General features: G+C 45.8%; 16 protein-coding genes. 6 read left to right on the forward strand and 10 right to left on the reverse strand.

What is annotated here, in order from left to right; all coding sequences use genetic code 11:
• Positions 1 to 157 precede the first annotated feature (157 nt).
• Complete coding sequence (locus L0660_RS17570) at positions 158 to 6,265, forward strand: alpha-2-macroglobulin (RefSeq protein ID WP_235160559.1); 6,108 nt, start codon at positions 158 to 160, stop codon at positions 6,263 to 6,265.
• Between the two features lie 14 nt (positions 6,266 to 6,279).
• On the opposite strand, the gene L0660_RS17575 is transcribed toward L0660_RS17570, so the two are convergent.
• The 5 genes from L0660_RS17575 to L0660_RS17595 all read right to left on the reverse strand — a co-directional run bounded on the left by L0660_RS17575 (position 6,280) and on the right by L0660_RS17595 (position 14,908).
• Entirely contained in the window at positions 6,280 to 7,491 is a 1,212-nt protein-coding gene (locus L0660_RS17575) for a DegT/DnrJ/EryC1/StrS aminotransferase family protein (RefSeq protein WP_235160560.1), read from the reverse strand.
• 28 nt (positions 7,492 to 7,519) lie between these two features.
• Positions 7,520 to 9,298: a metallophosphoesterase family protein gene (locus L0660_RS17580; RefSeq protein ID WP_235160561.1), complete on the reverse strand. Its 1,779-nt coding sequence runs from the start codon at positions 9,296 to 9,298 to the stop codon at positions 7,520 to 7,522.
• A gap of 152 nt (positions 9,299 to 9,450) precedes the next feature.
• On the reverse strand, positions 9,451 to 11,169 hold the full coding sequence (locus L0660_RS17585) for a SusD/RagB family nutrient-binding outer membrane lipoprotein (RefSeq protein WP_235160562.1): 1,719 nt from the start codon (positions 11,167 to 11,169) through the stop codon (positions 9,451 to 9,453).
• Positions 11,170 to 11,207: 38 nt separating this feature from the next.
• Positions 11,208 to 14,552, reverse strand: a complete 3,345-nt coding sequence (locus L0660_RS17590) for a SusC/RagA family TonB-linked outer membrane protein (protein WP_235160563.1) — start codon at positions 14,550 to 14,552, stop codon at positions 11,208 to 11,210.
• Between the two features lie 137 nt (positions 14,553 to 14,689).
• The gene (locus L0660_RS17595; protein WP_233797548.1) at positions 14,690 to 14,908 is read right to left on the reverse strand and encodes a hypothetical protein; all 219 of its coding nucleotides are present in this window, start codon (positions 14,906 to 14,908) and stop codon (positions 14,690 to 14,692) included.
• Positions 14,909 to 15,080: 172 nt separating this feature from the next.
• Here L0660_RS17595 and L0660_RS17600 point away from each other — a divergent pair, with 172 nt between their 5' ends.
• The 4 genes from L0660_RS17600 (at position 15,081) to L0660_RS17615 (ending at position 18,835) form a co-directional block, all read left to right on the forward strand.
• Positions 15,081 to 16,505, forward strand: coding sequence for a BamA/TamA family outer membrane protein (locus tag L0660_RS17600; protein WP_235160564.1), 1,425 nt, complete (start codon positions 15,081 to 15,083; stop codon positions 16,503 to 16,505).
• A gap of 118 nt (positions 16,506 to 16,623) precedes the next feature.
• On the forward strand, positions 16,624 to 17,214 hold the full coding sequence (locus tag L0660_RS17605; RefSeq protein WP_235160565.1) for a hypothetical protein: 591 nt from the start codon (positions 16,624 to 16,626) through the stop codon (positions 17,212 to 17,214).
• A 5-nt stretch (positions 17,215 to 17,219) separates the two neighbouring features.
• Positions 17,220 to 17,927, forward strand: coding sequence for a peptidylprolyl isomerase (locus L0660_RS17610; RefSeq protein WP_235160566.1), 708 nt, complete (start codon positions 17,220 to 17,222; stop codon positions 17,925 to 17,927).
• On the forward strand, positions 17,927 to 18,835 hold the full coding sequence (locus L0660_RS17615) for an NAD(P)-dependent oxidoreductase (protein ID WP_235160567.1): 909 nt from the start codon (positions 17,927 to 17,929) through the stop codon (positions 18,833 to 18,835). The genes L0660_RS17610 and L0660_RS17615 overlap by 1 nt, the downstream gene beginning before the upstream one ends.
• Positions 18,836 to 18,838: 3 nt before the next feature.
• On the opposite strand, the gene L0660_RS17620 is transcribed toward L0660_RS17615, so the two are convergent.
• The 5 genes from L0660_RS17620 to L0660_RS17640 all read right to left on the reverse strand — a co-directional run bounded on the left by L0660_RS17620 (position 18,839) and on the right by L0660_RS17640 (position 23,556).
• Positions 18,839 to 19,438, reverse strand: a complete 600-nt coding sequence (locus L0660_RS17620) for a Uma2 family endonuclease (RefSeq protein WP_235160568.1) — start codon at positions 19,436 to 19,438, stop codon at positions 18,839 to 18,841.
• A 77-nt stretch (positions 19,439 to 19,515) separates the two neighbouring features.
• Positions 19,516 to 21,162, reverse strand: a complete 1,647-nt coding sequence (gene glgP / locus L0660_RS17625) for an alpha-glucan family phosphorylase (RefSeq protein WP_235160569.1) — start codon at positions 21,160 to 21,162, stop codon at positions 19,516 to 19,518.
• Between the two features lie 69 nt (positions 21,163 to 21,231).
• The gene (locus tag L0660_RS17630; protein WP_235160570.1) at positions 21,232 to 21,978 is read right to left on the reverse strand and encodes a hypothetical protein; all 747 of its coding nucleotides are present in this window, start codon (positions 21,976 to 21,978) and stop codon (positions 21,232 to 21,234) included.
• 94 nt (positions 21,979 to 22,072) lie between these two features.
• Positions 22,073 to 22,639 (reverse strand): hypothetical protein, encoded by a 567-nt coding sequence (locus L0660_RS17635; RefSeq protein ID WP_233797556.1) that lies wholly within the window; start codon positions 22,637 to 22,639, stop codon positions 22,073 to 22,075.
• Between the two features lie 152 nt (positions 22,640 to 22,791).
• Positions 22,792 to 23,556 carry a DUF1080 domain-containing protein gene (locus L0660_RS17640; protein WP_026628728.1) on the reverse strand — a complete coding sequence of 255 codons (765 nt, stop codon included), beginning with the start codon at positions 23,554 to 23,556 and terminating at the stop codon, positions 22,792 to 22,794.
• A gap of 192 nt (positions 23,557 to 23,748) precedes the next feature.
• On the opposite strand from L0660_RS17640, the gene L0660_RS17645 reads away from it, so the two are divergent.
• Positions 23,749 to 25,593: a family 16 glycoside hydrolase gene (locus L0660_RS17645; RefSeq protein ID WP_233797557.1), complete on the forward strand. Its 1,845-nt coding sequence runs from the start codon at positions 23,749 to 23,751 to the stop codon at positions 25,591 to 25,593.
• The last annotated feature ends 19 nt before the right edge of the window (positions 25,594 to 25,612 follow it).

Consider the following 25,612-nt stretch of genomic DNA (forward strand, 5'->3'; position numbering starts at 1 on the left):
TTTTTACTTCTGCCGAATGTTAAATTCTAATGAAGCCTGGATACTTCATAACCGCCTCCGGATAAATGGTATCCCAAAACATTTCCGTTTTAGACTATATTTAGCGTAACGAGCATTAACGGCGTTCATCATTGCATTTCATTCTCCCTAAAAGAACATGACAGCATTCCGGGCATACTTCCCTTATTTCATCACATTCTTCATTTGCTACTTACCTATGCACACCAACGGACAGGAAAAGCTCAAAAACTACGATGCCCAATGGAAAATCGTTGAAGCACACGAGCAAAAAAAATTACCAAAATCGGCGCTCGAAGAAGTCAGGAAGATTTATGATCTGGCCAAAAAGGAAAAGCAGGAAGCCCAGGTGATTAAGGCCGCGGTGTACATGGTCACGTTGCAAGCCGAAACACGGGAGGATCATCAAACGACTGCCATTAAGGAGCTGGAAAAGGAGGTTGCGGAGAGCAAGGGCCCGGCAAAATCTATCCTAACAAACCTGCTCGCTTCCACTTATTACGGCTATTATAACAGGATCCGCTGGCAACTTTACCAGCGAACGGCCACATTGAATTTCATAAAAGAGGATATCAGCACCTGGTCTGCCGAGGATTTTCATGCAAAAATTGCTTCGCTTTATCTGGCATCCATTGCGGACGAAGCACTTTTGAAACAAACAAAACTGGAAACCTACGACGCGATCATTACGAAGGGAAACATGCGAAAGCTGCGCCCTACCCTATATGATTTACTCACACACAATGCATTACAGTATTTTTCAAATGACGAACGGGACATTAAGAAACCAGCTTACGCATTTGAAATCGACAAAGCCTCAGCTTTTGATCCGGCTGCCGACTTCATTCACCACAAGTTCGAGACAAAGGACAGCACTTCGCTTGAATTCTTTGCCTTGCAGTTGTATCAGAAACTAATCGCATTTCACAGCAATGATCCGCAGCCTGATGCATTGATCGACATTGACTTGCAGCGGTTACAGTTTGTGCGGCAAAAGTCGGTTCATCCGGATGCAGAATCCCGGTATTATATGGCGATCAATCATGTGGCGGAACAATATGCGCAAACCCCGGCCGCAGCGCAAGCCTGGTATCTGATGGCCGCTTACCATGATACATTTGGAAATACATTCAAAGCAAACGGGGATACGACCCATCGTTTTGCCAAAGTCAAAGCGGCTGAAATATGTGAAAAAGTCATTAAGGAAAACCCTGAAACGGAAGGTGGAATTAATGCTTATAACCTTTTGAACAGCATAAAAAGGCAAGAATTACAGTTCACCGCAGAACATGTCAACATTCCTGAAAAGCCATTTCTAACACTCGTTCATTATAAAAATCTCAGCTCGGTTTTCTTGAAGATCGTAAAAGCGACCGAAGAGATAAAACGGAGCGTTGACAAAAACGATATCAATGAAACCTTCCGGCTGCTTCACAAAGCGCCTGCATTGCGGAGTTGGGAACAAAAACTGCCTGACATGAAAGATTATCAGCAGCATGGCGTGGAAATTAAGGTGGACGGCCTTCCAAGAGGCGAGTATATGCTGATCGCCAGCTCGAAGGCCCACAGTCTGGACAGAAATTTCACCTCTGGTTTCAAGCCTCTTTATGTCAGCAACATCAGCTATGTTCAGCGCGATGAAGATTATTTTATCCTCGACCGCGACAGCGGACAACCACTTGCCGGTGCAAATGCTTCGATCTGGAACTCCATATATGATTATAAAACAAGCAGTTATGTCAAAGCAAAACAATCCTCTTATATAACCGACAAAAACGGTTATTTCAAACAGAAAGAAAATCCGAAACGCCCCCAATCGCAGGGCGTGTTACTGGAAGTCACGCATGGAAATGATCATTTGTTTATTCAGCAACCTGTTCACACTTACTATAACACAAATATTGATACTGCGCGAAGTGCGCACAGTGCCATTTATCTTTTTACGGACCGAAGTTTGTACAGACCTGGCCAAACCGTTTATTATAAGGGCATTGCTGCAAAAGGAAAGACGGTTTTACAAGATCAGCGCGAACAAATTAAAGTAGTACTTAAAAACGCCAACGGCGAAGTGGTCGAAAAGGCAACCAAAACCGTGAATGACTTCGGGAGTTTTTCAGGGTCATTTGTCCTGCCTTCCGGGACACTTAACGGCCAGTTTTCCATCGTAGCGAACGACCGAGACGTAACTGCTTTTCATGTGGAAGAATACAAGCGACCGCGATTTGCCGTGCAGTTTGATACATTGCGTGCATCCTATCAGCTGGGCGACAGCATTAAGGTGTCCGGAACAGGCACGGCTTATGCCGGCAATCAAATCGATGGCGCGAAAGTCGTTTACCGTGTGGTCCGAAGCGAGCGATATTTATATCCATGGATTTACAAATCCAGATATTTCCCAATTGCCGCCCCGATGGAAATCGCTCATGGTGAAACTGTTACTGATGCGTCAGGCAAGTTTCACATTTCTTTTGAAGCCATCCCTAATTTGAGGGCGAAGCAAGACCTGGAACCTGTCTTCAACTTTACAGTTTATGCCGACATTACGGATATAAACGGAGAAACCCGGAGTGCGCAAACGAATGTCAATGTGGGTTATAAATCCATTTTAGTTAAAACCGACATTCCGGAAACCATTGAGATCAACAAATTATCCGATTTCAAAATACGCACGGAAAATATGAACGGGACATTTGTTCCGTCACCTGTAACCGTAAAGATCGCCAGACTTTCCCCGGAAAACAGGCTCATCCGCCCGCGTTACTGGGAGCGCCCGGACGTATTTGTTATGATCAAACCTGAATTTATCGCAGCTTTCCCAAATGATGAATATGATCAGGAAACGGACAAGGAAAACTGGCCGGAGCAAAGTATCGTTTTCCAAAAAACAGCACAGATAAACGAAAAAGAGCCATTTCAACTCGATAAAACGAAACTAGCAGCCGGCGTTTATAAAATTGAAATAACAGCAAAAGACGAGCGAAATGCAGAGGTTAAGGATATTAAATACATGGAGTTGATTGATCCCGCGAACAATACGCTCATTTATCCGCAATACATTCAGGCAAAAGGCAGCACAACAATCGAACCAGGCGAAAAAACGAACATTCAGCTTGCTACGTCTGCCGAAAACGCATTCGTAATCACCAGTTCCGGCAAAAAAAGCAAGCCGGACAATTTTTCATTTTTCAAATTAAATGCGGAAAGAAAGTCCTTCGACATAACTGCAACAGAAACAGACCGGGGCGGTTTTGGTGTCGATTACCTATTTGTAAAGCACAACCGCGTGCACCAGTATCAGGATTTTGTGAGCGTCCCCTGGACTAACAAGGAGCTAAAAATTGAATATCAGACATTCCGCGACAAAACCTTGCCCGGCAGCAAGGAAAAATGGACCGTAAAAATTTCGGGTTACAAGCAGGATAAAGTGGCGGCAGAAATGCTTGCTGGCATGTACGACGCCTCTTTGGATCAGTTTTACAAGCATGAATGGAATAAACCCGATCACTGGCCGGTTAGCCCGGGGCTCGCCAGGTGGGAAAACGGACTTAGTTTTATATACAAAGATGCCCAGGTGCTTTATTCGGGCGCTGAACCTTACAAGCATTTCGAGAAGCGCTACGACAATTTGCTAGGCCCTGATTATGGCGACAATGGCATCATATTGAGATTGAGTGGCAGGGCCGGCGGGCTAAGTGGCGGCGGCCGTAATGTGCGAAACAGAAGTATGGTAATGAGCGCTCCGATGTCCGCAAATATGATATCCGAAGAGGAAGTAAAGGAAGCGGTGATCGCAAAGAAAATACCGTTTGGAGAAGACGCTGCTGCTTTAAATGAGGTGGTGCAAGTCGGTTATGGTGTTCAACAGAAAAAAGATAAGCTTAACACTATTCCACCAGCCTCTCCGCGCAAAAATTTTAACGAAACAGCATTCTTCCTTCCTGACCTGAAAACCGATAAAGACGGCAGCATTACCTTCTCATTCACGATGCCCGAAGCATTAACGCGCTGGAAATTCCAGGCATTGGCGCATACAAAAGAGCTTGCATTGGGTTACAGCAGCAAAGAAATCATTACGCAGAAAGAACTGATGGTGCAGCCAAATCCGCCCAGGTTTTTGCGTGAAGGGGATCAGATTACATTTGCCACGAAAGTGGTCAACTTGTCGGATCGTTCTTTAAAGGGGAAAATTTCCCTGCAATTGATGGATATAGAAAGCAACGAGGCTATCGACGCATTGTTTGCGAATGTGGGAGATGCAAAAGACTTCAATGTTGCTGCCGGGCAAAGCACGGTGGCGCAATTTGCCATCAGCATTCCCAAACCGTATTCCCAAACAGTTACCTGGCGCATCGTAGCGAGTTCAGGCAACCTCTCGGACGGTGAAGAAAACACATTGCCTGTGTTGTCCAACCGCATGCTGGTAACCGAAACATTGCCTCTGGCCATGCGCGGAACAGGAAGCAAGCAATTCAAAATGGAAAAGCTGATCAATTCCGGAAGTTCAAAAACGCTTACAAATCAGTCTGTAACCGTAGAATACACCAGCAATCCTGCTTGGTACGCCGTGCAAGCGCTGCCTTATTTAATGGAATATCCGTACGATTGTGCCGAACAAACCTGGAACCGCTATTATGCCAATTCAATGGCAGCCAACATTGTCGCAAGCTCTTCACGAATTGCCAGGGTTTTTGAAACCTGGCGCAAAAGTGACACGACGGCTTTGCTAAGTAATCTCCAAAAAAACCAGGAACTAAAATCGCTACTGTTGGAAGAAACGCCGTGGGTGCTGGCAGCAAAAACAGAAAATGAGCAAAAGAAGAACATTGCCCTGCTTTTTGATCTTTTGCGAATGACCAATGAGCTGAGCAGCGCTATTGAAAAGTTACAACAGCTTCGAAATCCGGATGGCAGCTTTTCCTGGTTCAAAGGCGGCCCCGACGACCGTTATATGACGCAATATATCGTTAGCGGAATAGGGCATTTGCGTAAGGCCAATGCTGTTCAAAAAAGCCAGGAGGAGCAAATTACTGTCATTATTAAGGCTGCAATCCCATATCTGGACGCTCGGATTATCGACGATTATAATGATCTGATCAAGCATAAGGCTAACTTAAAAGAGTATACGCCATCGACATTGGTGACGCAGTATTTGTACATGCGAAGCTTTTTCCCGGATCAGCCCGTGCCCGCTGCTTCTCAAAAAGCATATCGCTATTTCATGGAACGGGCGAGGGTTACCTGGAACATTCAGACCAAATACATGCAGGGGCTAATTGCCATAGCATTGCACCGCTCCGGTGACAAGACCACGCCTGCCGCAATCCTGAAATCACTGAAACAAACGGCTATTATAAACGAAGAGCTAGGCATGTATTGGAAAACGAACCAACGCGGCTGGTGGTGGCATGAAGCGCCCATCGAGCGCCAGGCATTGTTGATAGAGGCTTTTCAAGAGATTGCAAGTGATGTTGCGGCAGTGGATGATATGAAAACCTGGCTTTTGAAAAATAAGCAGACCAACAATTGGGAAAGCACAAAAGCCACTGCAGAAGCCTGCTACGCACTGCTTATGACCGGAAATAACTGGCTTACCGACGACCGCACAATATTGGTGCATCTGGGCGACACCAAAGTGGAGGCAGAGAAGACCGAAGCGGGCACGGGCTATTTCAAAACGAGGATCGAGGGAAGTAAAGTAAATGCTGGCATGGGCAACATTGAAGTGCGTGTAAACGGAGAAAAAAGCACTGCCAGCGCACCATCCTGGGGAGCAGTCTATTGGCAGTATTTCGAAGATCTTGACAAAATCACTTATTCAGAAACACCGCTTAAACTATCAAAAAAGCTATTTATTGAAAAAAACTCGGATAGCGGCCCGGTGCTTACTCCCGTAAACCCGGATGACATCCTGCACGTGGGCGACAAAGTGAAAGTCCGCATTGAGCTTCGTGCCGACCGGGGCATGGGATATGTGCATATGAAAGATATGCGCGCCTCGGGTTTTGAGCCTGTGAATGTGCTAAGCAGTTATAAATGGCAGGGAGGCTTAGGTTACTATGAAAGCACAAAAGACGCCAGTACCAATTTCTTTTTCAGCACATTACATAAAGGAACATACGTGTTCGAATATCCGCTATTTATTAATCAGGAAGGCGATTTCAGCAATGGCATCACCACCATCCAATGCATGTACGCCCCCGAATTCACCTCGCATAGCGAAGGGATCAGGGTTAGAGTTGGTAAGTAAATGATGCGGGCGGTTCAGCAAACTGCCCGCTGGATTTTCAAGATCGCATGCGCGAAAGCTTGCATATCTTCCTTTTCGCCTAGCAATGCGTGTTGGAGGATCCAGATGGCCTCAGAGCATGCTTGTTCGGCGTTAGGGCAATGGACCCGGGTGTAATCTACGTGGTCGGGGATGGCGTAGCACATGAAGTTTTTGTTCTGAAAAAGGGGCTGCTTGTATAACGGATGCGGATAACCTTTGAAACTGGGAACGCCTTCTGCGGCCAGCATTGCTGCGAAATCGTTTCTTGATAAGCCGCCAAATTCACTGGCGTCGTATTTAAAGATATAGATATGATAGCAATGCAACGTGATGGCCTCACTGCGGGTTAGTGGCATTAAGCCTCTTATATTCGACAGTAATTCATTCAGAAAAAGACCATTATCATTCCTCTTTTGCGTTTGCATTTCCAGCCTCTTCAACTGTTGTGAGAGCAGCACGGCTTGCATTTGGGTGATCCTGTAATTGCAGCCGGGATGGTAGTGATCATACCATTGACCGCCTTCAATGCGCCCGACATTCCGCAGGGAGCGCATCATGGCATATAACTCATCATCATTTGTGATCACAATCCCGCCTTCGCCGGAGGTCAGGTTTTTGGATGATTGGAAGCTGAAACTTCCCACATCGCCTATTGAGCCTAACTTTTTCCCCTTATACTCGGCACCATGGGCGTGCGCAGCATCTTCAATAACGCGCAGCCCGTGTCTTTTTGCAATGTCCATAATGGCATCCATATCACAGGCGAGCCCACCGAAATGAACGGGAATGATAGCCTTTGTGCGCTCAGTAATAGCAGCTTCTATCGCTGCCGGACTTATGATATAAGTGTCGGCCTCGATATCCACAAACACCGGAACACAGTTGCATTCGATAACTGATGAAGCTGTTGTGATAAACGTATAAGGCGGAACGATTACTTCGTCGCCCGGTTTTACGCCGCAGGCAATCAATGCGAGACGGAGCGACACGGAGCCATTTACGCAGGTAATGGCGTATTTGCTTCCACAATAGGCTGCAAATTCACTTTCGAACCTAGCGACCTCGTCACCGCAATCCGGATTTCCCCATTTTCCGCTCATGACGATCTCCGTGACCGCATTTACGTCATTGCTATCATAGATCGGCCAGGGAAATTCTTTGTCCACGACTTTTGAGCCGCCATGTATTGCTAGTTTTTCGCTCATTTCCAGCTCGTTTAACTAAAAAGACAATTTACTTTTTGATCACCAATTGGTCCTTTACATTGCCATCGGGATCGTAGCATTTGTACGAAAGTGTGTTTCCTTTGATCGCAATGTGCTGGTAAAGCGGGCCTTCCTTCATTCTTACCGCAGCATATTCTTCCGCTAACCAATATTCCAATTCTCCCGGAATGCCGATAGACACCGTGTATATTGTTCCCTTTGCCGGCGATGCCACGGGCTGTTCGTTGAACATTGGTTTTGTACGCAAATAATAATGCATATGCCCGCTCATGACCATATCCACGTGATATTTGTCAAATAGCGAACACCATTCTTTTATAATCTCATCATACGAATTATCGTAGTTGTAAGGCGGGAAATGGAGCATGACAAATTTCCATTTTGCGTCAGAATTTTTAAGCTGTTGCTCCATCCATGCAGTTTGCGCATGAATCGGCAGCGTCGCATCCATCATCAGGAATAGCGCATGCTCATAATTGAAGGCATAGGTCATTTCGGAAGGTTGCTTTTTGGGACCATTGTCTGGCAGGCTGAACATTTCCTTATACATCCACGCCCCGAGCCCATCCTGGCTGTCATGGTTACCCGGAACAGGCATCAATGGCTTACCCGTAAACACGCTGTCTGAATAATCCCAGAGCTTATCCCATTCGTCGCGGTGCAAGCCGGTGGTGACCAGATCGCCCACAATAGAGAAAAATGCTGTTTCGGGATGTCGTTTCAATGATTTTTTGGCCATATCACCCCAGGCCTCAGAATGGTGCGTGTCACCAAACCAGATAAAAGAAAAATCTTCTTCATTCAAAGGGGCCGTCGTGAATTCGGCATGTTGCGACCAGCCGCTTTTGGAAGCCAATACATACTGATAGGCTTGTCCGGGGTCCAAGTAATTGAGATTGGCTGTGAACCGGTTCACGAAACGATCATTCCGAAGGAGCCTGTCTTCCATTTTAAAGACGGAAGCATCTACGTAAAATGTATCTATACCGCCTTTTTCCCAGTATTTCACCTTCCCTGATTTTACTTCCGGGCTGGTTCTCCATTGAATGTCCATGGTTGTTTTCGGGTCGCCGCTCCAAGTGAGCACGACCTGATCGGGCTTTGTACTGGAAGGCGTGTCGGTTGTTCTGAATGCGTTTACCAGATGTGCTTCTCTTGCCCGGCCGCGAACAGTCGTAAAAAGCACCTGATCTTTCAGTTCAACCGAAAGGAATTTCAGCTTTAATTCGTCCCAATCGTGATAGGTAAATTCGTTAAGGTCCATGACACCCAATGCATACCGGGGATTCACATTCGTGATTTTGAGCTTATCCTTCTCATTTTGCGGGGCCACGGTAATAAAATAGACAGGCCGGTGTTTATCAAAACCATTTATTCCAAGTCCAACCTGTCCGGCAGGGAATTCCTTCTGCCAAACCTCGTACTCATACTCATCATTCTTGACCTGAAATTGAGTCAGTTTAAACCCGCTCGCCTCTATCCAGAACGGGACCACCTCCTGATCCCTATCCCGCATTAAGGAAACAATTACGGGCACATTGACATCGAATGTCCAGAATTTCTTTGATAAAATCTCTTTGTCTTTATCTGTCAGCAAGCGTAAAATATATTCATTTGAAATCGTATCAAGTTGTGTTGGCGGGAGGGTTCTGTAAAGTTTTGTAACCAAATTGTCTATCACTTCTTTTACAGTGCCCGAAGGAAGTTCGTTACTCTTATTGCAACCTGTGAAAAGCGCTGCGAGGCATGCAGCGAGGAGGATTGTTTTTAAATAGCTCTTTTGCATTGATTCTTTCTTTCAGAATAAGTGTGGATAATAAATGTTGTAAACAAAAAACCGCAGTAGCGAAAAAGGGCACGAAGCTGCGTTCCTTTTACTCTACTGCGGTTCTGCTATGATCGGGCTATTTGGCAAAAAAACAAAAGCCTGTTTACTTGTTACCAGGGTTTTCCCGTGCCCTGCACCAACCATGGTTTCGACCACTGGCTGTTTTTCTTACGCGGTCCTGAGAACTTGGTCTCCTCTAATTTTTCAATTGCACTCTTTACGCTTTCTCCGTTGTTGTTAAGCTCGTTATTGCTGTAAATAAAACGCAGCGGCAATGCGCGGGATGTAGGCGCTACGCCCGGAACCAATGCGGGTAAGCCGGTCCGGCGATAATCAAACCAGCCTTCTGTGGCAGCTGTCCAGCTCGACACCCATTTTTGTTCCATAATCTGGGCTAATGTTCCGTTATAGGCAACGCCCTTTTGCTTGACAAATGTGTCGTATTTATCTGCTACACCCCAGGTTTGCAAAGATTGCTTGATTCCATTGTTATAATGCGCAGCCGCAGAACCGGCAGCCCAGCCTTTCTGTGCAGCTTCTGCAAGAATGAATGAAGCTTCGGCCGCAGAAGCCAGTCTGGCTTTCAAAATCCCACCTTTATTTCCCTGATAAGTGTAGCTCAGCTGCGACGCATGCTGATTTTGCACTTGCTGGCCCGTCGTAGGGTTTTCATTGTAATAAGTCGGATCAATCATTCCCGGAGGAACGCCCACATATTCGCCTGTATTGATCGGCCCGTTGAATTGTTCGGGACGGCTGGGCTTGTAAGTATTAGGGTTAAAATGGCGCGTATATTTATGTCCTGCGGCAATTTTCACCCTTAATTCCTGCTCAGTAAACGATTTTACACCGGTAAGGATTTTGCCATCTTCCCGAATGAATTCATCCATTCCCTTAGCCAATGTCGGATCTGCCACCCAACGCACGTGAACGGGCTGGAACCACACTTTCAATCGGGGGTCTTCATTGGTTACCAGATTATTGATCAATGTGGATGCTGGTCTTCTCCTTCTCCAGTTGGATTCGCTGACGTCGTATGCCGTTGCATTGGGCCACGAATTGTTCGAATCCGTCCCTATGAAGTCCATTACTGCGTCATCACTGGCATCTTTGAAGTAAATTCCGGATGCATACACGGCCTCAATTCCCGGTTTGGCAATGTCAGGAAGCTTGCTGGAAATGCGCATATAGTAACGGAGCAATAATGTGTTTGCAAATTTTTGCCATTTCTGCGCACTTCCATTGTAATACACATCATAAGCAGGCGCATCCCTTTCATCACCGGAAGAGGCAAAAATGGCTGAGGCCGCCTTCAAATCTTCAATGATCCCTTTGTAAATTACTTCCTGACTGTCGAACACAGGAAGCATTGTCCCCTCGTCCCCTTTCAGCGCCTGCGTGTAAGGTGCGTCGCCCCAAAGATCGGAAATGGTGCCGAAAATGAATGCACGCATCGTTAATGCAACCGCTTCATGGAATTTGACCTTAGTCTCAACAGCTCTCTTATACAGCAGGTTGTTGTTTCTCAGAAAGCCATACCACGATTTCCATTCATCGTCCTCTTCGTTCCAGTTATAATCGTTGAAACCATCTTTCCAGGCATCTTCCTGGGTATGCTGAATAACGCCGGCGATTCTGCCATAACCTAGTTTTACATATTGGTTGGCAACGCCCGTCATCACGGTGGGCATTATCAAGTTGGGATTGGCGCGGTTTGGATCGACGCCATTTGGGTTCTCATTGATCTCCGTGAGACTTTCCTTACAGGAAGTTACCATCAACAGCGAGAGCATGAAAACAAGTCCGGGTATATATTTTAAAATCTTCATTGCTTTATTTTTAAAGTATGATGAGCAAAAGGATCTGATCAGAAATCGAAATTGAGCTTAAATCCAAACGGGATAGTCCAAGGCATCACGTTCTGTCTTTCAATTCCCTGGCGGAAGCCTCCTTTGTTGGGATCAGCCCAAAATGCACGCTCAGGATCGATGCCGATTTTTGAAGCGGTCCATAGCATAATGTTCCTGGTGTACAGCGAAAGGTTCGCATTTCTCACAACCCCGAAAAGGTTTGGAATCTTGTAAGACAATGTTACTTCGCGCAGCTTCACAAATGAAGCGTCAAATGTAACCTGCTGGTTGAAGCTCCACGGATACACAGCCGTGATAGGCAGATATTTGGTGCCTGCTCCACCCAGCCACTCGTGGTACTCCCCAGCCTCATCCTGCCAGACACCCGGAATAAATGCTCCGTCCCCATCTGGTCCGAAACCACCTGTTGCAGCCGTATGCCCTCCTACTCTCGGGAAATTTCCGTTTTGCGGGATAATGTATTTTTCAGGATCTGATTTCAGCAAGGCAACCAGCTCGTCGGGGCTATATTGGCTTCCCGGGATCAGGTTATCGATCTGACGTTGTGATTTCCAGTCAGATTCGCCATAGCGATAGGTGAATGACATAAATTCACCGCCTTGTCTCCAATCGAAGCTTAATCCCAGGGAGAATCTTTTGTAAGTCAGATTAGCCTGCATACCCACCAGAAAATCAGGATTGTAGTTACCCACTTTCACATTGTTTTCACGACCACCCAGGCTCTGCCAGTCCATATCCCCGCCTTCGCCATCATAGGCGATGATCGGCCAGCGATAATAAGGAGAAGCTTTGTCCTGAACAGTAGCAAACCCGCGGCTGTACATGTTGCCGATTTGCTCCCCTACGAACGTGTAAGCACCCGCTCCGTTCTCTCCCCATTGTTCAAAATACGGGAAGTTTGGTGCCAATTCTTTAACAGTAACACGGTTACGGCTGAAATTAGCATTTAAATCCAGGCTCCATCCGCCTCTGTTGCTGATAGGCGTTCCACCCAGCCCGATTTCCCAGCCACGGCTCACCAGCTTACCAGCATTGATGTTTTTGCTCGCATAACCCGTCGAAGGCGCCATCGGAACGCTGAAAATCTGGTTCGTATTAGCTCTGTCATAGTAAGTAATGTCGAATCTCAAACGGTTATTGAACAAGTTCAGGTCAATTCCACCTTCTGTTGACGTCGCGATTTCCGGAAGTAATGCAGGGTTCAGTAAGTTTTCGCCCAGATTTGCCGTTACCAGGTCTCCCCAGTTTCCTGTTCCGAGGTTTGGATACAATTGATAAGGATCCGTATCATTACCCACCTGCGCCCATCCTCCGCGGAGTTTCAGTAACGAAACTGCCGACGGCATATTAAATGTTGTGCTCGCCAACCAGCTCAATGATGCGGATGGATAAAAATAAGAGCGGTTGCTTTCGGGCAATGTACTCGACCAGTCATTCCGTGCAGTCAGATCAAGATAAAGCTGATCTTTAAAACCAATTGAGCTCAAAGCGTATAAGCTGTAAATGGCTTTCTTGAAACTGCCGTTCCCAACGACCCTGTTACCAACCGGAATGTTGGAAATGTTATACAGTCCGGGAACAGAAAGGTCCCTGCCGCCCAGATTTGAGCTGTTTTGGTGTTGCTGCATAATGTTACCACCACCCGAAATGCTGATATCAAAATCGCTGGCCTTTATAGTTTTAGTGATCAGGAAGTCAGCATTGCTTTCATTGCGACCAATGTTTTCAAGATAGTAACCGCCTTTTGCCATGCTTTTGTAGCTCCATGGAATTTTGGTTTCACGGTCTTCATCAAACATATCATGCGAGTAACGTGCGAAGGCAGTCAAACCCTCGGCAATCGTCCAGTCGAGCTTAACATTTCCGTACAAACGATCGCGGGTATACGCATTGGTTAAATGTTTGGCAAGAAAATAAGGATTGTCCGTTTCGCCTTTTGCTACGGTCATTTGCTCTATTTCTTCCAGGCCCGGTTTCCACACGCCTTTCAGATCCTCAATGTTGTAACTAGGCGAGTAATAAACAGCCTGCAGCGGGTTTCCGTCTCTTTCGGAAGTTTGCGGACGGCTGTTTGAGCTGGAACGAACGAAATTGATATTCGTGCTCAGTTTCAGATTTTTAGCCATATCAAATGTTCCTGCCAGCGACAACCCGTTCCGGTAAAGGTCCGAATTAGGGATCAGGCCCCGGTTGATCATATTGTTATAGGAAACCCGGTAAGTCGATTTATCGGTGGAACCTGAAACCGTGAGGTTATTGGTTGAAGTAATTCCTGTCTGCAGGAAGTTCTTCATATTGTCTTTGTAAGATCTCAGCTCAGTCGGGATCGGATTGCCTTTGTCGTCCAGCGGGCTGTTCCATTGTACTTCCTTATTACCGGCATCCAGCGGCAAACCGCCCCAGTATGCGGATGATTCGTCCAACTGGAAAGGTCTTTCACCATTTGCATATTTATAATGCAGATCCAGATATCTGTAAGGTTTTTCAAAAACATTGGAAGTGGAAAAAGAAACACCAAGACCCTTGCCTTTCTTACCAGATTTTGTTGTGATCAAAATAACGCCATTACCTGCCCTGGAACCATAAAGTGCTGCCGCGCTGGGCCCTTTCAGCACAGACATGCTTTCAATATCGTCGGGGTTAATGTCTGAAATTGCATTGCCATAATCGACTTTGTTGCCGCTTCCTTTTTCACTTACGTTAGCAAGGCTGTTGGCCAGCGGCACGCCATCCACAACAAATAAAGGCTGGTTATTTTTCAATGAAGCCGCTCCCCTGATCACAATGCTGATCGAAGAACCGATACCGCTCGTTTGGTTGATAGAAACCCCTGAAACGCGGCCGGAAAGTGAAGTAAGCACATTTTCATTGGCCACATTGGCAATATCCTTGGCTTCAACTTTGCCTACATTATAACCCAGTGAACGCTTATCTCTTTTTATACCAAGGGCAGTAACCACCGCTTCCTGCAATGTCGCTACGTTCTCTTCAAGGACCACATCCACCACACTTTTTCCCTGAACGGCTACTTCAATTGAGTTGAATCCAATGTAAGAAAACACAAGGACTGCATTATCACCGTCGGCATCAATGGAGTACGTTCCGGCAGCGTCGGTTGTGGTTCCAACCTGGGTGCCTTTCACCAGTACGTTAACACCGGGAACAACGGCACCGTCCACGGCAGATGTCACGGTTCCCCGGATCCGGGCTACGGATTGGTCCTTCGCGGCGCTGGCAGGTTTTTCACCCGCTACGACCGGCGCGTCCTTTCCGGTAAAAAGCAGCACGGTGAGCAAACACCAAAGCACGCGCCGCATATTAATGATAGAGATTGAATTCATAATCTTTGAATTTTAGGTGATTGTCATAAGTCATGATAACAGGAGAAAAGTCTTCGTGAAATGGCTTTAAATTCGGGTCATTTTTGGGGATAAATACAGTTTAAATGTGTTTCAGATACATTACTTGGGAGATTTGCTTAAGTACTATCGTTTTTGCCGGGAGCATGCCCGTTCCGGCTGTTGCCGTTCGGCTGATTTTGTTGGAGCAGATAGTCGAAGTAAATTTCCAGCGCGTCGGAATATTTTTGCTGGTCTGTTTCACTGTTAATGCCTTCCAGCAATTCGGACAGTTCTTCCCCTGTGAGTTTGTTACTGATCAGTTTATTAATCAAAGTTTCAGCCCGGGAAAGTGACATAGTAATAGCTGTTAAGTCTTTGTAGGATACTCACTGAGTTTATGAAAAGACTATCCCGATTATATGTTTTTTTAAATGCACCGTTATGTGAATTGAGATAACCTTATTTTTACCGAATATTCACCAAATTCAAGGAAAGTATCGTTTCTATGACGAAACCTGGCAGTGACGAATGAACCTTAAAAGACACTATAAGAAGATATACTTTCCGCTATTCGTATTCCTTTTTATTCAAATCGCTAACGCGCAAACAGTTGCAACCGACACTGCCGGAACAATCGTTGTGGGCGACATGCTTGTGGAAGGAAATCACCGCACAAGGGCCGGCATTATCCTGCGCGAAATGGCCATTAAAACCGGCGATACGCTGAGTGCCGCATTGCTGGCAGAAACCCTCGAAATTGACCGCAGGAAAATTGTCAACACCAATTTATTCATCACCGTAGACCTGATCCCGAAAAGCAATCCGGACTCGATCCGGACAGACATCAGGATTGTGGTCAAAGAGCGGTGGTATCTCATTATTGTTCCCGTTTTCCAGCTTGCAGACCGCAATTTCAACGAATGGTGGTATGAACGAAAACGGGATCTGTCGCGCACAACTTATGGCGTATATATGAGCTACGGTAATGTTACCGGCCGTGCGGATAAGCTGCGCTTTCTTGCGGAGTTTGGTTTTATTCCAAAATTCGAGGTTGCCTACACTTTACCCTATATTGACAAAGCACAAAAAACGGGCATTACGCTGGGCTCTTCTTACTCGATTAACAAAACGACGGCTTTCAGGACATGGCGGGATAAGCTGCAATACTTTAATAGTGAAGATATTAACCGGGAAAGATTCTATTCCTATGTGAGCATTAGCCGTCGGAATAAATATTACACATTCCATACTGCAGATCTGCGGTGGAGTTACAGCAAGATCTCCGACACCATTGCCGCTTTGAATCCGAATTATCTGTTAAAAGGACGAATAATCCAGCGCTACTTTCAGCTTACCTATTCATTCAGCTACGATAAGCGCGATAATGTTCAATATGCATTGCGGGGGCAAACGCTTGGGTTACAGATTTCGAAGATCGGCCTTTTACCAACCGACGACGTTAATATGACCTATTTTTACGGCTCCTACCGAAAATACATCCCGATTTCTAAAAGGTGGTATTTCAATACAGGCGTCCGGGGAAGGGTTTCCTTGCCAAAGCGACAGCCATATCTGCAAACGATCGGGCTCGGATACCGGAACGATCTAGTGCGTGGATATGAGCTTTATGTGGTTGACGGACAGGATTATGCATTGCTGAAAAATGAATTGAAATACAAACTCTTCTCATTTCAGAAACACTTTTCCTTTATTCCGATCAAACAGTTCAACACACTTCCGCTGGCCGCCTACCTGAACACTTTCGCAGATGCCGGTTATGTTAAAAACAGTTATCCTGAACTCAGTAACACGCGGCTGGGCAACTCGATGCTCTATGGCGCCGGTACCGGCCTCGATATTGTTACTTTTTACAATATACTGGCGCGGTTCAACCTTACACTGAACGGAAAAGGCGAGCGGCGATTCTTTTTCAACGTTTCCCGCGAATTTTGAAATCGTTTTCAAAATTGCCAAATATGGCTACATTGCAGCATTAAAAGGCCTTTTCGGAAAAGAAGGCACGACTATTGTAACACTTATACTAAACTGAATGAAAAAAACCTCTACACGCATGAAAAGTTTCAAAACCGGGTTTGCAGCTGTCTTTTTTGCATTGGCAATCTCAGGATGTGACACCAAAACAAACGAGCAATCCGAAGCGGCTACCGACTCTGTGAAGGTGGAAGCGCCAGCCGAGAATGATCTCAACAGCGATCAATCGGCATTGCTGCAAACAATCTTGGGCACCGATAAGGCGGAAGGAACCGTGCTTCGGGGCATTTCGTTCGGTGACCCGATCAGTAAGATCAAAGCTTCGGAAAATTTCGAAATGTTTGAAGAAACGGCGGATCATCTGGGATATACGGCTGAGACTCCGCAGCTGGAAACCATTGACGTACAATATTTTCTGACGCCCGACAAAAAGGTGAACAGGATCACCGTCGACGTTTATCTGAACAGTCCGGAAGCCACAAAGCAGCTCTGGAATGCAGGAAAAAATTACTTCACGAAGGATTATGATGCACCTAAGGAAGAACCTAATAAGGTTACCTGGAACAAAAAATCTGTTCGGGTTAATATGGAAGATGTTTCAAAAGGGAAGGATTACGGGTTAAAATTCCAGTTTGTCCCAACCGATAAAAATGTACTCGCGGCAAAATAAAATTTATGAAAACCAAAAAATCATTAGTTCTGGCGTTTCTATGCCTGTTTTCTGTGGGCGTTTTTGCCCAAAAGAGCTCTAAAAAAGATGATGTTGTAACGATCAAAACGGATCTGGGGACTATTAGGGTGATCCTATTTGACGAAACACCAAAGCACAAAGCCAATTTCCTTAAACTGACAAAAGATAAATTTTACGACGGTTTGCTTTTCCACCGCGTCATAGATGACTTTATGATCCAGGGCGGCGATCCAAATTCAAGAAATGCCAAGCCGGATGATATGCTCGGAAAAGGTGATAATGGCTACAAAATTCCTGCTGAATTCAGCCCCAAGCTGTTTCACCAGAAAGGCGCATTGGCCGCAGCACGTGACAATAATCCAGCCAAAGAATCGAGCGGATGCCAGTTTTACATTGTGCAGGGCCGGAAATGGAGCAAAAATGACCTTAACAAGCAGGCTGCCCGCGCTGCCAGGAAGCTAACTGATCCCCAAAGAAAAGTTTACGAGGAAATCGGCGGAACACCGCATTTGGATGGTTCGTACACGGTTTTTGGACAGGTTATCGACGGAATGGAAGTGATTGACAAGATTGGCGCCGTGGAAAAAGATGAACGCGACAGGCCAGAGAAAAATGTGTCTATGAACATGTCTGTCAAGAAAATGAAGAAGAAAAAGATCACCAAGAAATACGGCTGGCAATACGAAGCTTAATGCAAAAAAAACGAATACTGATCACCGGCTCCAACGGGCTGCTCGGGCAAAAGCTGGTGGATTTATTGGCTGGAAACGAGCAATATGAAACATTCGCCACTGCCAAAGGTACAAACCGGTTAGGCGTTTCAGATGGTTATCATTTCCGCGAAATGGACGTAACTGATGCTGTGCAGGTGGATGAAGTGCTTACGGAGGTAAAACCTGAGGTTATCATTCACACAGCCGCCATGACCAATGTGGATCAATGTGAAATGGAGAAGGATGCCTGCTGGAAACTGAATGTTACGGCAGTTGAAATCCTGATAGCGGCCTGTAAAAAGCATAACATTTTTCTCGAACACGTTTCCACAGACTTCATTTTTGACGGAACGTCCGGGCCATACAAAGAAGAAGACGAGCCTAACCCGATCAGTTTTTACGGTTGGAGTAAATTTGCAGCAGAAAAAGCTGTAATGCATTCCGACATTCAATGGGCCATTGCCCGGACTGTGCTGGTTTACGGCATAGCGCACGATATGAGCCGGAGCAACATTATTCTCTGGGTTAAAAAATCATTGGAAGAAGATAAGGCAATCAAGGTTGTCACGGATCAATTCCGGACGCCGACCCTGGCCGAAGACCTTGCTATGGGATGTTATTTGATTGCAGATCAGCGCGCAGAAGGTGTTTTTCACATTTCGGGAGCGGATTTTTTAACACCTTACGAAATGGCCATTATGGCAGCCGATTACTTCTCGTTGGACAAATCCCTCATCTCTCCTACCGACGCGTCAGCATTCACCCAACCAGCCCGCCGCCCCCCAAGAACCGGTTTTGACCTAAAAAAATCCCGGAATATACTTGGCTACGAACCGCACACATTCCGGGAAGGAATTGCTTTGATGGCGAAGCAGATTGGGCATTAATGCTTAGGATTGATCGATCAATGAGAGATCGAGCTTAAAGCCAGGAAATAATGGATCGCCCGAGAGCGGAGTGTTGAAACTATTAATGTGCTCAATCTCTCTGCCGCTTCTGTAAATCGAAACGCGTTCCTTGAAACGGTCAATAAGCCACGCAAGCTGGCAGCCATTATCTATATATTCCTGCATTTTATCCTGTAAATATCTCAGACTATCTGATTTTGAGCGAACCTCAATGATAAATTCAGGGCAAATCGGTGCAAACCTTTCTTTGTCTTTTATTGACAACGTATCCCACTTGTCCCTAGAAATCCAAGACAGATCCGGAGACCTTACAGCGCCATTAGGAAGCGTAATACCTGTGGAAGAATCAAATAATTTACCTGCTATGCCATGGGTTTTTAACCAAATTGCTAGTGCAGTACTGACTTCCAAATTAAAACTGCCTGTTGACGTTCCTGTTGGCGACATAAAAATGATATTTCCATATTTATCCCGCTCCAAGTTCAGCATATCGTTCATCTGGCAGAACCGGAAGAACTCGTCTTCACTCATGATATCCCCCACTTTGAAGGTCACGGGCAATGTGATCAGTGATGTGTCCATGATGAGTAAGTTTAAAGGCAGCAATTTACAAATACTACAACGATTATTGAATCCCTTAGATTTCCCGAAACGGCCGTTTAATAAAGCTTTTCATAATACTCCCGCGCCATGCGGTCGGAGTTAAATTCTATGCTGACATCGTTCATGCTGTTGAGCACCATCTGCTGCCATTTTGATTGGTTGGCATAGTAAGTTGGAATGACCGATGTTTCCAGCTTTTGCATGAGATTATCGCAATCCTGCTTGTTGATATCATCCCCTTCTGCCACGGGCAGCAGAAATGAATTCTCACTATCCTTCGAAAATTCGCATATCCAGCCGTCAAATGTCGACAGGTTCAGGGAAGCGTTCATAGCCGCTGTCATTCCACTGGTCCCCGAAGCCTCACGGGTAACGACGGGCGTGTTAAGCCATACATCCGAGCCGTCTTTCAGCAACTTGGAAAGTGCCAGCTCGTAACCCGTAAGCACCGCCATATTGGAATAATGATGGCTTGTATAAAACAGCTTGTTAAAAGTGTCAATCGCGCCCTCGTCCTTCGGGTAAGGTTTTCCGGCCCAGATCACCTGCACCGGCTGTTCCTTATTTTCCATGATTTTCTTGAAGCGTTCCAAGTCCCAGATAAGCATATCCGGCCTTTTATAAGCTGCAAATCTGCGGGCCCAGACAATGGTCAGCACATTGGGGTCGAATATTTTACCGCATTGATCAGCCACTGTTTTGAACAAAACCCTTTTCAGCTCTTTTTTTCTGGCAGAAATCCTTTCCGAATCCTTTGCTATCCGTGCGCTTTCCAATTCGCTATCAACCCAGTAAGTGTTGTTCTGCGCATTGGTAATGTGGCCGATCTCTGCAATGTTCTTATGTGATTTCCACATGTTTCGTGACACTTCGCCGTGGAGCTTCGAGACACCATTGGCCTTTCTGCTCATGCTTAATGCGGCCAGCGAGTGGTTGAATGTGTCGCCTTTTATGTTACTGATTTTTCGGACCGTGTCCAGATCCAGACCTGAGAAAAATCCGAGATTTTCGAGAAAGTGAATGTCATGCTTTTCGTTTCCCGCCTCTTCTGGGGTGTGCGTTGTAAAAACAACGCGCTTCTTCACCTCAGCCACTTTCTTGAGTTTCTTGAATAAATGAAAAATTCCCGAAACACCGTGCGCTTCATTAAAATGATACACCTGCGGTTCATAGCTCAATTCCTCCAGAAGGCGCGCTCCGCCGATGCCCAGCACCATGCACTGCGCCACTTTGTAGGTTACATCCGCGTCGTATAAGGAATAGCTGATTGCCCGCGTGGTATCGTCGTTGCCGTCGGTGTCCGTGGTTAGCAGAAATAACGGGGCAGATTGAAAAACATCTGGCGGCAGATAATACGCTGCAATCCAGACATCCTTGCCCATGATCGGAACCTGAAAGCGGATTTTTGTATCTACCAGAAATGAATACATTTTCTCATGAAACTCAGGCTGCATACTGCCGTCCTTTGTCCTGCCCTGATCGTAATAACCGTATTTCCAGAGCATTCCTACGCCTATAAGGTTCTGCTTCAACGCATATACGCTGCGCATGTGAGAGCCTGCAAGGAAACCCAGACCACCTGAATAGATTTTCAGCGCCTGATCAACGGCGAATTCCATTGAGAAATAAACAACTGATTTTTTGTATTTGTTATCCGGACTAAATGGATGCTTATAAGGAACTGAAAATGTTTGTTGTGACATTAAAAGGCAGATTATTAGTGAAACCTGCCAGCTTAGATCCGACAGGTTTTAAAGCATTTTTTCCCCAAATCACTTCCCGAACAATCTTGCCCAGAAGCCTTTGGCTTTTGTTTTGGTTTCATCATATTTCTCCGAGGCAACTTCCTTTGCTTCCCTGAGTTCGCTGGCGGCTTTGGCCTTCAGCTCTTCCGTTCTCTGCTGCGCTTCGGCCAGTTTTTCGGCTGCAATGGCTTTGGTTTCTTCAAATGCTTCGTTAAGATCTTCTCTGAGGTCCTCATATCTGTCAACAGCCGCATCCTTAATGTCTTCATACTTTTCAGTGGCTGCTTCTTTGAAATCTTCTGCTTTTTCGCTCAGGTCAGAAAAAATTTCTTCTGCTTTTACTCTTCCGGCGGCAATGTTCAGCTCGACTTCATTCTGTAACTGTTCAGTTTTTTGCGAAAAGCCTGATTTCACTTCCTCAGCATCTGCTTTTACCTCCTCCACTTTATCTTCTGCTGCGGCTTCCAATTCCAGCGCTTCGTCTATGGTCCGGTCGGCTGTCGATTCGCCTGCGGCTTTCAGATCGTCAAGTGTTTCGTAAACCTCCGACTTGATTCCGTCTGCTGCCACACCGGCCTCCTGAATTTCCTCTTCCGCTATTGTTTCCAATTCATCCGCTTTGTCTGTCTCAAACAATTCTGCGTCCTCATTTATTTCCTCCGCCTGATCCACGATCTCCTCCTTTTCCTCAGCAGCTTGCTCTTTCAGCTCTTCAACTTTCTTTTGAAGCGATTCTGTCACCTCTTCGGGTGTGGGTTTTACGTTTTCGGCCATTGGGAAAAGAATTATAAGGTGAAAAATATGTAACAGTTGATTTCGAAAGCTACAAAGGAGTTGGCAACGTTGCAAGGAACCATTCAGCTTTGTACTACTCTAACCTTCTAACCATCAATTTTTTAATAAGCTCATAAAACGGCTCAGGCTGCATCGTACGCCAGTTATTAAGCTGCAATGTCCCCCCGAAATTGATATAGTAATCGAGCCTGAATTTGTTCCATTGCTCCTCCACGTGCTCTCTGAAATTTACCGCAGCGATCCAGCCGTCTTCCACATCGTCAAACCATTCGGCATAGTAATCATCCTCGCTTCCATGAAAGTCCAGAACATTCTCACCCATCAGAATAAACTGGTTAATACCTTGATCCACAAGCGGATCAACAACCTGTCTTTTAAAAAACATAATGTCATTGTGCAGCGCATCATTCCACTCTCCAAACATTTCGATCACTGCATAACGCTTCGTATAATCGGCAAAAAGGATCTTTACATACAGCGTTTCGGAGCCGATTTCGTCCCATAACGGATGGATGTAGTAACCATAAATCGCATTTTCGTAATAATCCAGATTGTAGGTCCTGCCATGGAACGGCGATTTTTCGTCATGGCTGGCTATATAATGTTTTTCCCAATTGTAATAAGGCTCTATCTCCTGCATGACATTGAATTCTTAACGCAAATGATAAACTAATATAACGATAACAGAACAAAAAAAATGGCTTAAACAGTCTGTTAAACCATTTAAGCCATTAAAATATTATACCTGAATTCAGCCGTGCCCGAAGCACCTGCCGCCGGATCGCCTGCTGCTTACAGCTCGCGGATCCAGATGTTGCGGAAACTCGTTGTATTGTTATGGTCCTGTAACTTGATCGGGCCTTTTCCGTGTGGCTCGATCGTTGGCTGGCCTACATAAGGAGTTGTTCCCTGGATCATGGTGTGATTTTGAACCAAAACACCATTATGGATCACCGTAATGTATGGAGGAATCGTCATTTGACCATCCTTATTGAAATGCGGCGCTGTGTAAACAACGTCGTAAGTCTGCCATTCACCTGGACCTACGGTTGCATTCACAAGCGGCATGGTTTGCTTATAGATAGATCCGGCTTGTCCGTTGGAGTAAGTTGGGTTGTTATAGCTGTCCAAAACCTGCAATTCATAAATGCCCTGCATAAAAATACCGCTGTTACCACGTCCCTGGCTGTTGCCTTCTACTTTCGCAGGTGTACGCCATTCAATGTGCAGCTGGTAATCTCCGAAAGTCTGCTTGGTTTGTATATCGCCTGATTTGGGTGCAACGGTCATTGCTCCGTCCCCAACGGTCCAGGGCGCAGCGGCTTTGCCATCTTTGCCTGAAACCCATGCATCCAGATTTTTTCCATCAAATAAAACGATTGCGTCCGAAGGTGCAGTAAAACCGGAAACAGCCGTCGACGGTTTACCAGGCGTTACAACGCGGGGAACCGGGCTCCAAAGTTCACTCGATTCAGGCGTTTGCTTAGCAGGTTGCAGCTGGGCATGTGCAGCAAATGCCGTTGCAAGGCTGAACGCGGTTAGGATTAGTTTTTTCATTTTAAAAAATAACTTTTTGGACTAATTACTATTGAAATAATATCAAAACACAACATTAGGTAAAAAGCATTAACAAACGCGGTTCTCACCTAATTAAATGTAATATTTTGGATTCTTATCACGTAATTTGCACCCGCGTCGACCGATGGCCGGGCAGCATTTTAAATAAACCGATACAAGCTTACTTCACGTATGTTTAGAATTAACCGTTCTCTTTTCCAACTTCTTGCAGGTGGGATTGCTGCATTTGCTATGCAATCCGCTTATGCACAGCAGCCTATCCCTTTAAACGACCTGAGTGCGTTCACTACCAAATCCGACAACTGGAAGATCGTCGGTAATGCAGCAGCTGATATTTCCAAAGAAAATGTACTGATCACGACACCCGGAAAAGGTGTGCTGGCTTGTACACACGAAAAAGGAAAATACGGCAACCAATATGAACTGATCTCCAATTTCAAGCACGGCGATCTGGACATTGAGCTTGATTTTATGCTGACCAAAGGATCTAATTCCGGAATCTACTTGCAAGGCAACTACGAAGTGCAGCTTTTTGACAGCTGGGGTAAAAAAACGGCCAAGTACAATGATAACGGCGGAATTTACGAGCGTTGGAATGATTCAAAACCCGAAGGCGAAAAAGGTTATGAAGGTTATGCGCCGCGTTTCAATGTGGCCAAAGCACCCGGTTTATGGCAAAACATTAAGATTTCCTATCAGGCGCCCCGCTTTGATGCAAACGGAAAGAAAACCGCCAATGCAGTATTTCTTTCAATCGTGCTGAATGGCGTTACGATCCATGAAAATGTAGAAGTAAGCGGCCCTACCCGCGGTTCATTAACCGGCGAAGATGTGGCGATGGGCCCGATCCGCATTCAGGGTGACCACGGATCATTGGCTATCAAGAACATTGTGATCAATAATTTTGATAAAAAGCCGGGAACGTTATCGGAGCTGACTTACAAGACTTACTATGGTGCTTTGTCCGAAACAGAGGACCTTTCTAAAATGACAGCCGCTGAGACAGGCAAAGCAGAAGCGCTGAGCTGGGAAATACTGAAAGAGAACAATAATTACTCTTACGTATATACTGGCCGCTACAACGCGGCTACGGATGGCGATTACAACTTCAAGTTACAGGCTTCCGGAAATTCTTATTTGAAGATCGACGGAAAATATGTGATCGATGCCCAATGGAAGTCCAACAATGAATTCCGTGAGGGAAAAGTGAATCTGAAAGCGGGTGACCATACCATTGAAATATTCAATAACAAAAAAGATGGCTGGATGCGCCCGGTTCTTGGTCTTTGGGTGAGCGGACCTGGTTTCAGGGAAATTGCTTACCATACCAAAAGCTCTGCCATGGCTGGTGGCGTTAATGACCCGATCCTGATCTCTGCCGGAACAAACAATGTTACCCGGAGCTTTATGGATTTCAAAAAAGGCAAAGAAAAAAGACAGCGTGTGGTGCATGCAGTTTCGGTGGGAAGCCCTACTAATCTGCATTACACTTACGACCTGGACAAAGGTGCAGTTTTGCAGGTTTGGCGCGGTGAATTCCTGGATGCAACGCCGATGTGGCACGACCGCGGCGACGGATCTTCCCGTCCAAGAGGAAGCGTGACGCTATTGGGCAATGATATGGTCCTTGGTAAATCGGCAAAAGGAAAATGGCAGGCCGACACAACCGGCAGCGGTTACCGCCCGAAAGGCTATGTTCTGGACGATCAGGACGTTCCTACTTTCCAATATCAAGCATTTGGATCGGCTGTAACAGATTACATTTCCGTAGTGAATAACCAGTATTTCGAGCGGATTATCAAAGTAAACAATCCTTCGAAAGACCTGGTTGCCAGACTGGCTGACGGATCGAACATTGAAAAAGTGGCAGACGGACTTTATGCAGTTGACAACAAGTCGTACTACATCCAACTGGCTGATAAAAGTGTTAAACCTGAGATCAGAAGCGCTGACGGCGCGCAGGAATTATTGGTGCCGGTTACAAATGGTGAAGTGAAATATTCGATCCTGTTCTGATTCAAAATCCTTATAGACA

Origin of the sequence: Dyadobacter sp. CY351 (genome assembly GCF_021502625.1) — a bacterium.
In the GTDB taxonomy this organism is placed as follows: domain Bacteria; phylum Bacteroidota; class Bacteroidia; order Cytophagales; family Spirosomataceae; genus Dyadobacter; species Dyadobacter chenhuakuii.

Coding starts and splice junctions, on each gene's coding strand:
- L0660_RS17615 (WP_235160567.1), top strand. CDS start 17,927: ATGCAAAAAAAACGAATACTGATCACCGGCTCCAACGGGCTGCTCGGG.
- L0660_RS17580 (WP_235160561.1), bottom strand. CDS start 9,298: ATGCAAAAGAGCTATTTAAAAACAATCCTCCTCGCTGCATGCCTCGCA.
- L0660_RS17585 (WP_235160562.1), bottom strand. CDS start 11,169: ATGAAGATTTTAAAATATATACCCGGACTTGTTTTCATGCTCTCGCTG.
- L0660_RS17620 (WP_235160568.1), bottom strand. CDS start 19,438: ATGGACACATCACTGATCACATTGCCCGTGACCTTCAAAGTGGGGGAT.
- L0660_RS17600 (WP_235160564.1), top strand. CDS start 15,081: ATGAACCTTAAAAGACACTATAAGAAGATATACTTTCCGCTATTCGTA.
- L0660_RS17605 (WP_235160565.1), top strand. CDS start 16,624: ATGAAAAGTTTCAAAACCGGGTTTGCAGCTGTCTTTTTTGCATTGGCA.
- L0660_RS17635 (WP_233797556.1), bottom strand. CDS start 22,639: ATGCAGGAGATAGAGCCTTATTACAATTGGGAAAAACATTATATAGCC.
- L0660_RS17645 (WP_233797557.1), top strand. CDS start 23,749: ATGTTTAGAATTAACCGTTCTCTTTTCCAACTTCTTGCAGGTGGGATT.
- L0660_RS17595 (WP_233797548.1), bottom strand. CDS start 14,908: ATGTCACTTTCCCGGGCTGAAACTTTGATTAATAAACTGATCAGTAAC.
- L0660_RS17575 (WP_235160560.1), bottom strand. CDS start 7,491: ATGAGCGAAAAACTAGCAATACATGGCGGCTCAAAAGTCGTGGACAAA.
- L0660_RS17630 (WP_235160570.1), bottom strand. CDS start 21,978: ATGGCCGAAAACGTAAAACCCACACCCGAAGAGGTGACAGAATCGCTT.
- glgP (WP_235160569.1), bottom strand. CDS start 21,162: ATGTCACAACAAACATTTTCAGTTCCTTATAAGCATCCATTTAGTCCG.
- L0660_RS17590 (WP_235160563.1), bottom strand. CDS start 14,552: ATGAATTCAATCTCTATCATTAATATGCGGCGCGTGCTTTGGTGTTTG.
- L0660_RS17570 (WP_235160559.1), top strand. CDS start 158: ATGACAGCATTCCGGGCATACTTCCCTTATTTCATCACATTCTTCATT.
- L0660_RS17610 (WP_235160566.1), top strand. CDS start 17,220: ATGAAAACCAAAAAATCATTAGTTCTGGCGTTTCTATGCCTGTTTTCT.
- L0660_RS17640 (WP_026628728.1), bottom strand. CDS start 23,556: ATGAAAAAACTAATCCTAACCGCGTTCAGCCTTGCAACGGCATTTGCT.